Annotated in this window: 14 protein-coding genes; 4 read left to right on the forward strand and 10 right to left on the reverse strand. The window is 74.4% G+C overall.

Annotated elements, in window-relative coordinates:
- Positions 1-9: 9 nt before the first annotated feature.
- Genes DSM104299_RS15040 through DSM104299_RS15050 form a run of 3 tightly spaced genes read right to left on the reverse strand, consistent with a single transcriptional unit; the run spans position 10 to position 1,386 of the window.
- On the reverse strand, positions 10-354 hold the full coding sequence (locus DSM104299_RS15040; protein ID WP_272472447.1) for a hypothetical protein: 345 nt from the start codon (positions 352-354) through the stop codon (positions 10-12).
- Positions 344-886 (reverse strand): RNA polymerase sigma factor, encoded by a 543-nt coding sequence (locus DSM104299_RS15045; protein WP_272472448.1) that lies wholly within the window; start codon positions 884-886, stop codon positions 344-346. The genes DSM104299_RS15040 and DSM104299_RS15045 overlap by 11 nt, the downstream gene beginning before the upstream one ends.
- Positions 887-942: 56 nt before the next feature.
- Entirely contained in the window at positions 943-1,386 is a 444-nt protein-coding gene (locus tag DSM104299_RS15050) for a MarR family winged helix-turn-helix transcriptional regulator (protein ID WP_272472449.1), read from the reverse strand.
- Positions 1,387-1,473: 87 nt separating this feature from the next.
- Here DSM104299_RS15050 and DSM104299_RS15055 point away from each other — a divergent pair, with 87 nt between their 5' ends.
- Complete coding sequence (locus DSM104299_RS15055; protein ID WP_272472450.1) at positions 1,474-2,322, forward strand: NAD(P)H-binding protein; 849 nt, start codon at positions 1,474-1,476, stop codon at positions 2,320-2,322.
- A gap of 132 nt (positions 2,323-2,454) precedes the next feature.
- Here the strand turns inward: DSM104299_RS15055 and ruvB are convergent, their stop codons facing one another.
- The 3 genes from ruvB to ruvC are packed head-to-tail and all read right to left on the reverse strand — an operon-like array spanning position 2,455 to position 4,570.
- Positions 2,455-3,474, reverse strand: coding sequence for a Holliday junction branch migration DNA helicase RuvB (ruvB, locus tag DSM104299_RS15060; protein WP_272472451.1), 1,020 nt, complete (start codon positions 3,472-3,474; stop codon positions 2,455-2,457).
- Positions 3,471-4,067, reverse strand: coding sequence for a Holliday junction branch migration protein RuvA (gene ruvA, locus DSM104299_RS15065; protein ID WP_272472452.1), 597 nt, complete (start codon positions 4,065-4,067; stop codon positions 3,471-3,473). Before ruvA ends, ruvB begins: the two co-directional genes overlap by 4 nt.
- Positions 4,064-4,570, reverse strand: a complete 507-nt coding sequence (gene ruvC / locus DSM104299_RS15070) for a crossover junction endodeoxyribonuclease RuvC (protein ID WP_272472453.1) — start codon at positions 4,568-4,570, stop codon at positions 4,064-4,066. The genes ruvA and ruvC overlap by 4 nt, the downstream gene beginning before the upstream one ends.
- A gap of 144 nt (positions 4,571-4,714) precedes the next feature.
- On the opposite strand from ruvC, the gene DSM104299_RS15075 reads away from it, so the two are divergent.
- On the forward strand, positions 4,715-5,875 hold the full coding sequence (locus tag DSM104299_RS15075) for an HD-GYP domain-containing protein (protein WP_272472454.1): 1,161 nt from the start codon (positions 4,715-4,717) through the stop codon (positions 5,873-5,875).
- Between the two features lie 76 nt (positions 5,876-5,951).
- On the opposite strand, the gene DSM104299_RS15080 is transcribed toward DSM104299_RS15075, so the two are convergent.
- On the reverse strand, positions 5,952-6,584 hold the full coding sequence (locus tag DSM104299_RS15080; RefSeq protein ID WP_272472455.1) for a TetR/AcrR family transcriptional regulator: 633 nt from the start codon (positions 6,582-6,584) through the stop codon (positions 5,952-5,954).
- A 101-nt stretch (positions 6,585-6,685) separates the two neighbouring features.
- Here DSM104299_RS15080 and DSM104299_RS15085 point away from each other — a divergent pair, with 101 nt between their 5' ends.
- On the forward strand, positions 6,686-7,810 hold the full coding sequence (locus DSM104299_RS15085) for an adenylate/guanylate cyclase domain-containing protein (RefSeq protein ID WP_272472456.1): 1,125 nt from the start codon (positions 6,686-6,688) through the stop codon (positions 7,808-7,810).
- On the opposite strand, the gene DSM104299_RS15090 is transcribed toward DSM104299_RS15085, so the two are convergent.
- Both DSM104299_RS15090 and DSM104299_RS15095 read right to left on the reverse strand, forming a co-directional pair.
- The gene (locus tag DSM104299_RS15090; protein WP_272472457.1) at positions 7,746-8,993 is read right to left on the reverse strand and encodes an MFS transporter; all 1,248 of its coding nucleotides are present in this window, start codon (positions 8,991-8,993) and stop codon (positions 7,746-7,748) included. The genes DSM104299_RS15085 and DSM104299_RS15090 overlap by 65 nt on opposite strands.
- 12 nt (positions 8,994-9,005) lie before the next feature.
- Positions 9,006-9,761 (reverse strand): YebC/PmpR family DNA-binding transcriptional regulator, encoded by a 756-nt coding sequence (locus DSM104299_RS15095; protein WP_272472458.1) that lies wholly within the window; start codon positions 9,759-9,761, stop codon positions 9,006-9,008.
- Between the two features lie 118 nt (positions 9,762-9,879).
- Between DSM104299_RS15095 and DSM104299_RS15100 the strand changes: the two genes are divergently transcribed.
- Entirely contained in the window at positions 9,880-12,198 is a 2,319-nt protein-coding gene (locus DSM104299_RS15100) for a putative bifunctional diguanylate cyclase/phosphodiesterase (RefSeq protein ID WP_272472459.1), read from the forward strand.
- 5 nt (positions 12,199-12,203) lie between these two features.
- On the opposite strand, the gene DSM104299_RS15105 is transcribed toward DSM104299_RS15100, so the two are convergent.
- A complete protein-coding gene (locus DSM104299_RS15105; protein WP_272472460.1) occupies positions 12,204-13,148 on the reverse strand; it encodes an NAD-dependent epimerase/dehydratase family protein in 945 nt (314 codons plus the stop codon).
- Between the last annotated feature and the right edge of the window lie 3 nt (positions 13,149-13,151).

Raw genomic sequence — 13,151 nt, forward strand, 5'->3', positions numbered from 1 at the left:
CGGGCGCGGTCATCGCGTCGCGGGCCGGGCGCCGAAGCGGGTCGCTGGCGCCGCGCACGGCGCGGGCGTCGCCCGGGTGGCCGCGGCCGCGAGGACGACGGCGCCCGCGGTGCAGGCACCCGCGGCCGTCGCGAAGTCATAGGCATGGCCTTGGTCGGGCAGCGGTGCGCTCGGAGCCGAGGCGGTGTGGAGCGCCAGGCCGGACGGGACCAGCAAGGCCACCAGGGTGGTCAGCAGCCCGAAGCGGCGGCGCGTGCGCGAGGCGTGGCGGCGGTGCTCGCGCTGCTCGGCGACGTGCATGGCCGCGACGACGTCTTCGGTCAGCTGCGTGAGTGCCGGCAGGTCAGCGGGCATCGGGCACCTCCTCCATCACCTTGACGGCCTCGCCGAGCGCGCGCAGGCCGCGGGACACGCGGGCGCGCGCCGTCTGCTGCGTGATGCCCAGGCGGTCGGCCAGCTCGTCGTAGCCAAGTTCGTCGACGACGCGCAGCCGGACGGCCTCGCGCTGGTCGGCGGGCAGCCGCTCGAGCTCGGAGGCCACGACCGCCCGCAGCTCGGCCAGGCCGGCGAGCTCCTCGACGCGGCGCCGCTCGTCCTCCCCCATCACCGGCCGGTCGACGCCGAGGCGCCCGAGCGCCCGGCGCTCCGCCCCGCGCCGGCGGAACTGGTGGTTGAGCTGCGTGCGGCAGATCCAGTACAGCCACGCGACGGCCTCCTCGCGGGTGGCGCCGCGGAACTTCGCCCGGCGCTCGAAGGCGACCGCGAAGACCTCGCCGACGACGTCGAGCGCCTGGTCGGCGTCGAACGTCGACCGCGTGACGAACGCGAGGAGCCGCGGCCCTTCGGCCTCGAACAGGTCCCCCAGCGATGTCGCGTCGAGCTTCATCTGACCCCTAGGACGCACTCCCCACGCGGCCTGTGACGAGCGCGGTCGCCGCGAGGTTACGCCGGCCCTGGGTCCGGGGCGTCCAGCAGCTCGGCCGCGGTGTGCTGGACCTTGGCCAGCGCGCTCAGCAGGTGGCGGCGCTCGGTCGCGGACAGGTCCCGCATGACCGCCTCCTCCAGCCGCGCCCGATCGCGCTCCACCGGCGCCTGAAGGCGACGGCCGGCGGCGGTGAGCCAGAGTCGGACCAGGCGCTGGTCGTGGTCGTCGCGCCGGCGCGTCACGAGGCCCGTGGCCGCCATGCGCGTGGCCATCTTCACGACGGTCGGCGTCGTGACGCCCACCGCGGCGGCGATGTCCCCAGGCGTGCGCCCGTCGCGCTCCCACAGCGCGGCGAGCAGCAGGTTCTGCCCGAGATGGAGGCCGTGGCGGCGCATGTCGGCGTCGGCGAGCGCGCGGAGCGCCTTGGTGGTCCTGCCGTGGAGGTCGAGGAACTCGGGCATGGAGATCGCACTTCGATTGACGGCTAATCATTAGCCGGCTATCGTCCTGCGCCGTCACTCGTTAGACGGCAAATGAATGGAGTTGGAATGCTACTGGTCACCGGAGCGACGGGGAACATCGGGCGCGAGCTCGTGCGGGACCTGGACGCACGCGATGCCGAGGTTCGCGTCCTCGTCCGCGACCGGGCGCGGGCAGCGGCGCTGCCGCCGCGCGTCGAGCGCGTCGTCGGCGATCTCGACGAGCCCGCCAGCCTCTCCCCCGCCTTCGCCGGCGTGGACCGGCTGTTCCTCCTGACGCCGGGCATCGGGGTCGCGCAGGCCGCCAACGCGCTCGCCGCCGCCGTCGAGGCCGGTGTACGGCACGTCGTCATGGTGTCGTCGATCTACGCCGCGGGCGACCCCGTGCCGCCGATGGGCGTCTGGCACCGCGAGCGCGAGTTGCTCGTCGAGGCGTCCGGGCTCGCGTGGACGATCCTGCGGCCCGGCGGCTTCATGTCCAACGCGCTGGACTGGACGGACACGATCCGCGAGCAGGGCTTCGTGCTCGACGCCCTCGGGCCCGGGCGCCTGGCGCCGATCGACGTCGCCGACATCGCGGCGGTCGCCGCGCTCGTGCTGACCGGGGACGGCCACGCGGGCAAGACCTACACGTTGACCGGCGACGAGGCGCTCACCGTCGCCGAGGAGGTCGCGCTGCTCGCCACCGCCACCGGCCGGGACATCGAGGTCCGCGCCGTGACGTCGCCGGAGGACGTCGTGCGCTCCCGTTACCCCGACGGCGCGCCGCCGGCGCTGGCGGCCGCCATCGTCGAGGCGGCCGAGCTGGTGCGCGCCGACACCACGGGCCTGCGCACCGACGTGGTGCGGCAGTTGCTCGGCCGCCCGCCACGGACGTTCGCGGACTGGTGCGACCGCAACGCCGACGCCTTCCGGTAGGGCGATCCTGCGGGGCTGCCCGCCCGCGCCTGACGGGTCGCCGGCGCGTTTCACGTGCGGGCGCACGCTGGCCGCTGCGCCGGCGACGTCAGCCACGGCCGTGCGGGCCGCAGGCTCGGCCTAGGACAACGCCTAGAACAAGCCCGCTTCGCGCTCGGCCGGCGGCTCCAGCCCCAGGTGCTGGAAGGCGCGGGCCGTCGCGACGCGGCCGCGCGGTGTGCGCTTGAGGAAGCCGCACTGCAAGAGGTAGGGCTCGTAGACGTCCTCGATCGTGTCCTGCTCCTCGCTGACGGTGACCGCCAGCGTGGACAGGCCGACCGGGCCGCCCGCGAACTTGACGCAGATCGCGTCGAGGATCTCGCGGTCCAGGCGGTCCAGGCCGAGGTCGTCGATCTCCAGCAGCTCGAGGGCGGCGTCGGCGGCGGCCGAGTCGACGACGCCCGACCCGCGGACGTCGGCGTAGTCGCGGACGCGCTTGAGCAGGCGGTTGGCGACGCGCGGCGTGCCGCGGGAGCGGCGGGCGATGGCGGCCGCGCCGCCCTCGTCGATCGAGCAGCCGAGGATGTGGGCGCTGCGGTGGATGATCGCCGCCAGCTCCGGCCCCGCATAGGGCTCGAGCCGGTGCTGGATGCCGAAGCGGTCGCGCAGCGGCGTCGTCAGCAGCCCCGCACGCGTCGTCGCGCCGATCAGCGTGAACGGCGGCAGCGGCACGTCCATGACCCGCGCACCGGCGCCCTGGCCGACGGTGATCGGCAGCTTGCGGTCCTCCATCGCGGGATAGAACGTCTCCTCCAGCGCGCGCGACAGCCGGTGGATCTCGTCCACGAAGAAGATCGAGCGCGGCTCCAGCGCGCCGAGGAACGCGGCGATGTCGGCCTTGCGCTCCAGCGCCGGGCCGGCGGTCTGGACGAACGGGACCTCCAGCTCGGCGGCGAGGATCTGCGCCAGCGACGTCTTGCCCAGGCCGGGCGGCCCGGCGAGCAGGACGTGGTCCAGCGCCTCGCCGCGCAGCCGCGCGGCCTCCAGCGACACCGACAGCTGGTCCTTGAGCGCGTCCTGCCCGATGAAGTCCCCGAGCGTCTTGGGCCGCAGCGAGCGGTCGAGGTCGTCCTCGAACACCTCATCCGGCGTCTGGATCCGCAGCTCGCTCATGCGCGCGCCGCCCGCAGCGCCTGCTGCAGCAGGTCCTCGGGCGTCTCACCCGACGTCCCGCTCAGCAGCCGTTCGGCCTCTTCGAGCGAGAACCCCAACTCGACCAGGCCGTCGCGCGCCAGCGAGCGCGGGTCGTCGGCGCGCGTCACCGAGATCTCCCCGCCGCCGCCGGCGACGACGTCCTCGACCGCGCCGACCTTCTCGCGCAGCTCGACGATGATCCGCTCGGCCGTGCGCTTGCCGATGCCCGGCACCGCGGTCAGCCGCTTGACGTCGCCGGCCGCGACCGACGCGATCAGCTCCCGCGGCGAGCCGCCCGACAGCACGGCCTGCGCCATCTTCGGCCCCACGCCCTGGACGCCGATCAGCAGCAGGAACAGGTCGCGCTCCTCCTCGGTGGCGAAGCCGAAGAGCGACAGCGCGTCCTCGCGCACGACCAGGTGCGTCAGCAACGACACCGACTCGCCCGCGGCCGGCACCTGGCGCAGCGTCTCGGCCGACACCGCCAGCCGGTACCCGACGCCCGACGCCGTCTCCAGGACGACGTGATCGGGCCGGCGGACCGACACCTCGCCGGCGACCAAGGCAATCATGAACGCGCTCCCGCGGAGGACATCACGGCCGCGAGCGGCGCGTGGTTGACATGGCAGACCCCGACGGCCAGGGCGTCGGTGGCGTGGTCGGGCAGCGGCTCGTCCGGCAGCCGCAGCAGCGTGCACACCATCCGCGCCACCTGGTCCTTGGCCGCGCGACCCGTGCCGCACACCGCCTGCTTGACCTGCTGCGGCGTGTAGGACGCGCACGGGATCCCGCGCCGGCCCGCGGCGAGCATCACGACCCCGCGCGCCTGGCCGACCGCGAACGCGCTCCGGGCGTTCGCGCCGAAGAACAGGTCCTCCAGCGCCACCGCCTCGGGCTGATGGCGCTCGATCAGCGCGTCGACCTCGGCGAAGATCGTCGCCAGCCGCTGCTCCAACGCCACCCCGGCGCGCGTCGTGACGACGCCGCCGTCGAGCGCGGCGAAACGCATGCCGCGCCGCTCCACCACGCCGTAGCCGGTGTTCGCGAGGCCGGGATCGATGCCGAGGACAGACACTGAGGACGGCATTCTGCGGGTCAGGTCGGATGTCCTCCGTGCGAACCCATGTTCGGTGGACGCACGTCGTCGCGATGAGCGATGTGTCCACGCAAGCGGCACACCGCACAACCCGCCCGCCGTTCGCGTCGATCCGGACCCACGATGTTCACCGAGTCCCGCCGCCTTCGCGATGAGCTGCGCACCACACACGCGCGCATCGCGACGCTCGAAGCCGAGCGCAACGAGTACCTGCGCAAGGACCGTCGCGCCGGCGTCCTGACGCTCGACGCCTTCCGGGAGGCCGCCGCCGCGGCGCTGCGTGGATCCCAGCGCCGCGGCGAGTCGGCCGCCCTCGTGCTCGTCGACATCGACGGCTTCCGCGCGCTCAACGGGCGCCGCGGCGCCGCCGCGGGCGACGAGGCCCTGGCGCTCGTCGCCCAGCGCCTGCGCGAGCTGGTCCGCGGCGGCGACGTCGTCGGCCGCACCGGCGCCGACGAGCTCGCCGTCGTCATGCCCGGCGCCAACCTCGCCGGCGCGCGCGGCGTCGCCGAGCGCCTCGTCGCGATCCTGGAGCAGTCCGGGCCCGTCACGGTCTCGGCCGGCATCGCCGTGGACGGCGGCACCGGCCAGCTGGACGGCCTGATGGCCGACGCCTCCGCGATCCTGGAGCGCGCGCGCATCGCCGGCGGCGGCCGCGTCGGGGCGCCCGGCCGCCTGCCGACGCCCGAGCCGTCGCGCGGCGCGATCGGCGCCCTGGCCCTCGCGCTGAGCGAGCGCGACCGCGGCACCGGCGAGCACGCCGAGCAGGTCGTCGCGCTGGCGGGCGCCGTCGCGCGCCGCCTCAACCTCGACGCCGAGGAGGTCGAGCGCATCGCGGCCGCCGCGCTGCTGCACGACATCGGCAAGGTCGCGATCCCGGACTCGATCCTGTCCAAGCCCGGCCTGCTCAACGACGAGGAGTGGCAGGTCATGCGCGGCCACAGCGTCGTCGGCGAGCGCATCCTGCGCGCGGTCCCCGGCCTCGGCCCGGTCGCCCGCATGGTCCGCCACGGCCACGAGCGCTTCGACGGGACCGGCTACCCGGACAACCTGCGCGGCGACGAGATCCCGCTGGGCAGCCGGATCGTCCTGGCCTGCGACGCCTACAACGCGATGACCTCGTCGCGCCCCTACCGCGACGCGATGAGCCACGACGAGGCCGTCGCGGAGCTGACCGCCCACGCGGGGACCCAGTTCGACCCGCGCGTCGTCGACGCGCTGCTCGGCTACCTCGTCGACCGCACGCCGGTCGACTACGCCGCCCGCCGCCGCACCGCCGCGTAGCCTCGATCCTGCGGCCCGCACGGTCGTGGCTGACGTCGCTGGCGCAGCGCCAGCGTGCGCCAGGACGTCAAGCGCGTCAGCGACCGTCAGGCGCGGGCGGGCGGCCCGCAGGATCGAGGCTGCTCATGCCGTCCCAGACCACTTCCATCACGCGATCGACCAGCACCCCGCGGGACACCTCGGTGTGGTCGGCCCACCAGTTGGCCAGCGCCTGGCAGGCGCCGGAGGTGAGCTGGGCGTACATCTCGATCTGCTGCTCGTCGACGCCCTCGCCGCCGGCCGGCACGAGCGCGACGATCGCGCGCGTCGCCTGCGCCTGGAGGCGGTCGATCAGCGGCGCGAGCTCCGGGTCGGCCGCGTCGCGGAACAGCGCCTGCCACGCCTCGCGGCGCTCCTGCACCCAGCCGAAGAAGACGTCGACGCCCGCGCGCAGGCGCTCCTCGCCGACCATGCCGGTCGCTGCGTTGGCCGCGAAGCGGCGCGCCAGCTCGGACGCGTGCCCGGTGACCAGCGTCTCGTGCAGCTCGCGCTTGGACTCGAAGTGCTCGTAGATCAGCGCCTTCGACGTGCCCGACGCCTTGGCGATGTCGTCCAGCGACGAGCCGTGGTAGCCGCGCTGGGCGAACACCTCCTGCGCGGCGCCGAGGATGCGCTCGCGGCGCTGCGCGGCGCTCAGGCGGCGGCGGGGCGGTGGACGGTCGGAGGACACGGGAGCAGAGACTAGATGGGTCGTTCTGCGAGACGGTCCGGGCGATCGGGCGGTCGAACGGCCGCACCGGACCGCGGAACGACTCATCTAGGCTCCGCGCCGTGGACTTCGCGGCGGAGGGCTTCTACGAGGGTCTGGAGGGCGGAGCGCTCGACGAGCGCCGGGCGCTGTTGGAGTGGCTCGTGGCCGAGGGCTTCGGCGACGACGAGCTGCGCCGGGCGCACCGCCGCGGCCTGCTGGTCTTCCTCGCCGCCGAGCGCGAGGTCGGCGGCGAGCCGAAGTACACGACCGCCGAGGTCGCCCAGATCGCGGGCGCCGACCCGGAGCTGCTCAAGCGCCTGCGGCGGGCGCACGGCCTGCCGCTGCCCGAGGTCGACGCGACCGAGTTCACCGACGTCGACCTCGCCAGCGCGCGCACGGCCCGCGCGTTCACCGACCTCGGCCTCACCGAGGACCAGATGGTCGCGACCACCCGCGTCCTGGGCCGCTCGCTCTCCACCGCGTCGGAGGCGATGCGCGCGCTGATGCTCGAGACGGTGCTGGAGCCCGGGACCACCGAGCTGGAGCTGGCCCAGCGCTACGCGGCCCAGGTCCACGCCGTCATGCCGCTCGTCGGCCCGATGATCGTGCAGATGCTCAGCCAGCACCTGCGCAACATGGTGCAGAGCGAGATGGTCGGCCAGGCCGAGCGGATCTCCGGCCAGCTGCCCGGCGCACGCGACCAGGCGGTGGCCTTCGCCGACCTGGTCGGGTTCACCCGCCTGGGCGAGGAGATCGCGCCCGAGGACCTCGGCTCGGTCGCCGAGCGCCTGTTCTCGATCACCCGCGAGGTCGTCGACCCGCCGGTCCGCCTGGTCAAGACGATCGGCGACGCCGTGATGCTGACCGCGGCCGCGCCGGACGACCTCGTCCGCGCCGCGCTCCAGCTCGTCGCCGCCTCCGACGCCGAGAGCGCCGGCACCGACGCCGCGTTCCCGCAGGTCCGCGTCGGCCTGGCCTACGGCCCGACGGTCGCCCGCGGCGGCGACGTGTTCGGCCGCGCCGTCAACCTCGCCAGCCGCGTCACGTCGATCGCCCGGGCCGGCAGCGTCCTGGCCACGCGCGAGGTGCGCGACGCCGCGGCCCGCGACTTCCTCTGGTCCTCGGCGCACGCGCGCCGGATCAAGGGGCTGCCGGAGCCGGTGCCGCTGTATCGCGCGCGGCCGCTGCCCGCGGCAGGTCTCTGACCGCGCGCACGCTCAGGCAGCCGATCGCCGCCAGGACGCCGATCGCGCTCATCCCCGCCAAGGTGGTGTGGATGCCCAGCGCGCTGGCCACCGGCCCGGCGACGACCATCCCGACCGGCATCATCCCCGCGCTCGCCGCGTAGTCATAGGACGACACGCGGGAGATCGACTGCTCCGGGATGTGCTCCTGCAGCGACGTCTCCCACAGCGTGAAGAACGCCGAGACGCCGATCGCCGCGAAGAACTCCACCGCGGCGATGGCGAGGATCGGCAGGCCGCTGCCGATGATCACCGCCTGGCAGGACGCGAAGCCGAGCGCGATCGCCGCGGCCCGCAGCGCGTAGCGCGGGTGCCAGCGCAGCAGCAGGACGTCGGCCACGACCGAGCCCAGGCCGAAGGCCACCGTGATGATCGCCCACGACGTCGCGCCGTTCAGCTCGTCCTCCATCAGCACCGGGCCGAGCACGTAGATCGAGGGCAGGACGACCACGTGGTAGACGACCATCGCCAGCAGGAACGACCAGACCCAGGAGCGCGAGCGCACCTCGCGCCAGCCGCCGCGGAGGTCGGCCGCGAACGGCTCGGGGTCGCCGCGCTCCACGACGCGCGGGCGCAGCGCCAGCAGGCAGAGGACCGAGACGCCGAACGTGCCGGCGTCCACCAGCAGCGCCCCGCCCTCGCCCAGCGCCGCGACGAGGACGCCGCCCAGCGCCGGCCCGACGATCGACCCGGTGGAGAACGACAGGCCGCGCAGCGCGTTGGCCGGCTGCAGGAAGTGCGGCTCGCTGATCGTCTGCGGCATCAGCCCGCTGAACGCCGGTGAGAAGAACGAGTCAGCGGCCCCGAAGACCGCGGTCAGCAGCGCGAGGTGCCACACCTCCGCGTGGCCGGAGACGAGCAGCACGCCCGCGACCGCCTGGCTGCCGAGCCGCACGACGTCGGACGCGATCAGGATCCGCTTGCGCTCGATCCGGTCGGCGACCACGCCGCCGATGAGCCCCAGCACGATGAACGGGAAGAAGCCCGCCGCCGCGACGATCCCGACGTCGGCGACCGACCCGCCGATCGACAGCACCGCGAACGGCAGGACGACCTGCGTCATGCGGTCGCCGACGACCGACAGCGCCTGGCCCAGGAACAGCAGCCGGAACTGGCGCTCCTCGCGCAGCACCGCCGGGAGCATGATGGTCGGGTACTACGTCGCCGCCATGAGGCGCTCCAGCACCTCGGCGTCGACGTCGAAGTTCGCGTGCACCGCGTCGACGTCGTCGTTGTCCTCGAGGTTGTCGATGAGGCGCAGCAGCTTGGCCGCCGTCTCCTCGTCGACCGGGACGAGCACCTTGGGGCGCTGGATGACCTCGGCGTTCTGGAGCTCGATGCCGGCCTCGTCGAGCGCGGCGCGCACGGCGGTCAGGTCCGACGGCTCGGTGACGATCTCGTAGACGTCGTCTTCGAGCGAGATGTCCTCGGCGCCCGCGTCGATCGCGATCATCAGGTCGTCCTCGGTGTAGCGCCCGGCGTCGACCGCGATGACGCCCTTCTTGTCGAAGTTGTAGGCCACCGAGCCGGGCTCGCCGAGCGAGCCGTTGCCCTTGGACAGGGCGTGGCGGACGTCCGCGCCGGTGCGGTTGCGGTTGTCGGTGACGGCCTCGATCAGCAGCGCCACGCCGCCCGGGCCGTAGCCCTCGTACATGATGCTCTCGAGCGCCGCCGCGTCGGCGCCGGCGCCCGTCCCCTTGGCGATCGCGCGCTCGATGTTGTCCTTGGGCATCGAGGCGTCGCGGGCCTTCTGGACCGCGAGCGCCAGCGACGGGTTGCCGTCGATGTCGCCCCCGCCCTCCTTGGCCGCGACCGTCACCGCGCGGGCCAGCTTGGTGAAGAGCTTGCCGCGCTTGGAGTCGACGATCGCCTTCTTGTGCTTGATCGAGGCCCACTTGGAATGTCCGGACATACGGCCTGCATTCTACGGAGGTGTCCGTCCTGGCACGTCCGCAGTTGAAGAGCGACGCTCACCAGCCGACTACCGGAGTGGGGACCGGACCAGGGTTCGCGCCCCCGGGACGAGATCCATGGCCAGTGCTTCGCGCGCATCGCTGCCGTCAGCGCGCCTTTCGGGGCGCTGCGCCCGCCTGCTCACCTTCCTGTGCGGCGCCGGCATCGCGCTCGGGCTGGCCGACCTGCTCGTCCTGGGCGGCGTCCGCTTCGCCTCCCCCGCCGTCGGCACGATCGTGCTGCCGCTGGCGACGGCGCTGATCGCCGCCGGCCTCGCCGCGGTGCGTCTGATCGCCTCCACCGGCGACCGGCGCCTGTGGATCCTGCTGTTCGCGGGCCTGGGCGCCACGCTGATCGGCGGGATCGTCTCGGCGATCAGCGGCAACCACGTCGACCACGCCGGCCTCGCCGACGTGTTCTGGCTCGCGGCCTACCCGCCCTGGTACGCCGCGCTGATCGTCATCAGCCGCCACTACCTCGGCGGCGCGCATCGCTCGTTCTGGCTCGACGGCCTGCTGATCGGCCTCGCCTCGGCGACCTACGTCGCCGCCCTCTTCCTCGGCGACCTCGCCGGCCTGAGCCAGGGCACGCTGATCGTCAACGTCGCCTACCCGGCCGCCGACCTGGCGCTGCTCGGGATCCTCTTCGGCACGCTGCTGATGATCGGGCGCCCGTCGCCCCAGGGCGTCGTCCTGGCGGTCGGCCTGCTCTTCACCCTGGCGTCCGACACGCAGCGCACGGTCCACCTGGCCGAGGGCCACACGACGATGTCGCCGGCGATGGCGGTGAGCTGGAGCCTCGGCCTGCTGTTCCTCGCCACGGCCTCGTGGGCGCGCCCCGCGCCGGGCCGCGTCCTGCCGGTCGGCGGCTGGTGGGAGCTGACGTCGCCGGCGTGCATCGCGTCGCTGGCCGTCGGGATCCTCGTCGCCGACCACTGGGCGAACCTCCCGACCGCCGCGATCGTGCTCGCCGCCGCCTCGTTCGCCTGCGCGCTGGCGCGCCTGGTCTGGACGCTGCGCGAGGTCCGCTCGCTGGCGCTGCACCGCCGCGAGGCGCTGACCGACGACCTCACCGGCCTGCCCAACCGGCGCGCGCTGTTCCGCGAGCTCGAGGTCCTGACGGCCGCGGGAGAGAGCTCGGCGCGTCGCTTCGCGCTGCTGCAACTCGACCTCGACGGCTTCAAGGAGCTCAACGACACGCTCGGCCACCACGCCGGCGACGACCTGCTGATCGCGGTCTCGCGACGCCTGGAGGCCGTCGTCCCCGGCACGCTGGCCCGGCTCGGCGGCGACGAGTTCGCCGCGATCGTGCCCGACGGCCACGACGCCCGCGCGGTCGCCGCGGCGGTCGGCGAGGCGCTGCACGCGCCGCTGGCGATCGAGGGCGTCGGCGTCGCGGTCAACGCCTCGGTCGGGATCGCCCACTTCCCGCAGGACGCCCCCGACTCGCGCGAGCTCGCGCGCCGCGCCGACGTCGCCATGTACGACGCCAAGCGCCTGGGCACGGTCGTCGCCGGCTACACCGCCGAGCACGACGAGCACTCGCTGGACCGCCTCGCGCTCGCGGCCGACCTGCGCAGCGCCTTCGACCGGGACGAGCTGTGGCTGGCCTTCCAGCCCCAGGTCGACATCGCGACCGGCCGGATCTCCGGCGCCGAGGCCCTGATCCGCTGGAAGCACCCGACGCGCGGAGAGATCCCGCCCGGCGTGCTGCTGCCGATCGCCGAGCGCACCGGGCTGATGCCGCAGCTGACGCTGTGGGTCCTGGAGCGCGCGGTCGACCAGGCGGCGCAGTGGCGCCGCAACGGCCTCGACATCCGCGTCGGCGTCAACGTGTCGGCGATCGTCCTGGTCGACGCGACCCTGCCCGACCGGATCGCCGAGACGCTCGCCGTCCACGCGCTGACCCCGGACAACCTGTGCGTCGAGGTCACCGAGGACGCGGTCATGCGCGACACCTCGCGCGCGATCGCGATCCTGGAGCGCATCAAGGCGTCGGGCGTCGAGATCTCGGTCGACGACTTCGGCACCGGCCAGTCGTCGCTGGAGCAGCTCAAGAACGTCCCGGCCGACGAGCTCAAGCTCGACCGCTCGTTCGTCCTGGGCATGGTCGACGACCCGCAGGACGCGGCGATCGTCGGCTCGGTCGTCGGCCTGGGCCGCGCGCTCGGGCTGCGCGTCGTGGCCGAGGGCGTGGAGACGCCGCAGGCCTGGCAGCGCCTCGCCGACCTCGGCTGCGACGTCGCCCAGGGCTTCGGCCTCGCGCGGCCGATGCCGGCGGCGCAGTTCGAGCGCTGGGCGCGCGAGCCCAGCGATCGCGCCCGCCTGCTGGTCCCCCAGCTGCACACGTCGCGCTCGGCCTGGCGGCCGCGCCCGCGCAGCCGGGTCGCGTCCTAGGACGTCTAGGCCGCTGCCCGCTCGCGTTCGCGCTCGTGCCAGGCGACGGTGCGGCGCAGGCCCTCGTCGAGGTCGACGCGCGGCGCCCAGCCGGTGACGCGGGTGAGCTTGGCGTGGGAGACGTGCTGGCGCGACGGTGGTGCCGGCGCCGGGTCGTAGCGGGCGTGCAGCGGGCGGGCGAGGACGCGCTCCAGCGTCTCGACGACCGCCCGGACGGACACGGGCCGGCCGGAGCCGGCGTTGAACGCCTCGCCGCGTGCGCCGGCCTGCGCGTCGTCGAGGGCGTCAGCGAGCGCCAGGGCGGCGCCGACGGCGTCGTCGACGTGCAGGAAGTCGCGCTCCGGCGTCCCGTCGGAGCGGATCTCGGGCGCGCGGCCGTCGAGCGCGGCGCCGATCAGCTCGGGCACGAGCCGCGACGTGTTGCGGTCGCCGCCGCCGTAGACGTTGGTCCAGCGCGCGGTCGCGACCGGCAGGCCGTGGTTCGGCCAGTAGGACCGCGCGACGAGATCCAGCGCCGCCTTGGAGATGTCATAGGGGTCGACCGGCGCCAGGAGCATGTCCTCCGTGTACGGCGGCACCGCCGACGGGCCGTAGGCCGTGACCGAGGAGGCGACGACCGCCCGCCGGACGCCCCGGCGCCGGGCGGCCTCGAGCACCGTGGTCGTCCCGATGATGTTGGTCGCGTACGTCGCGGCCGGGTCCTCGCGCGCGGCGCCCGCGATCGTCTGCGCGGCGAGGTGGAAGACCGTCGTCGCGCCGTGGGCGGCGATCGCGCGCTCCAGCAGCGGCTGGTCGCCGACGTCGCCGACCACGACCGCGCAGCGCGCGTCGATCGCGGCGGCGGCGGGATCGCGCGTCAGCGCGACGACGGGCTCGCCGCGCGCCAGCAGCACGTCGACGAGCCGCGAGCCGAGCAGGCCGGAGGCGCCGGTGACCAGGGTCGGGCTCATGCG

Source organism: Baekduia alba (genome assembly GCF_028416635.1).
Lineage (GTDB): Bacteria > Actinomycetota > Thermoleophilia > Solirubrobacterales > Solirubrobacteraceae > Baekduia > Baekduia alba.